The 353-nt window shown below is 65.7% G+C and carries 1 protein-coding gene; it reads left to right on the top strand.

All coding sequences use genetic code 11. The features are described from left to right. On the top strand, window positions 1-353 hold a 353-nt coding region (locus VV867_RS17525; RefSeq protein ID WP_442965039.1), incomplete at both ends, for a tRNA ligase subunit PheS family protein.

Here is a 353-nt window from a genome sequence, read left to right as displayed (position 1 = left end):
ACTTCAACGCGAACATGCTGCTGCGCACCCACACCTCGCCGGTCCAGGTGCGCACCATGGAGAACCAGCGCCCGCCGATCCGCATCGTCTGCCCCGGCCGCGTGTACCGCTGCGACTCCGACCTGACCCACTCGCCGATGTTCCACCAGGTCGAAGGCCTGCTGGTCGACGAAGACGTCAGCTTCGCCGACCTCAAGGGCACCATCGAGGAATTCCTGCGCGCCTTCTTCGAGAAGGAATTCTCGGTGCGCTTCCGCCCCTCGTTCTTCCCCTTCACCGAGCCCTCGGCGGAAGTCGACATCCAGTGCGTGCTGTGCAGCGGCAAGGGCTGCCGCGTGTGCAAGCAGACCGGC

This window comes from Pseudomonas sp. JH-2 (genome assembly GCF_036231725.1).
Taxonomy (GTDB): domain Bacteria; phylum Pseudomonadota; class Gammaproteobacteria; order Pseudomonadales; family Pseudomonadaceae; genus Pseudomonas; species Pseudomonas delhiensis.
The sequence above is the reverse complement of the archived record's forward strand: the minus strand, read 5'-3'. Positions and strand labels throughout refer to the sequence as shown.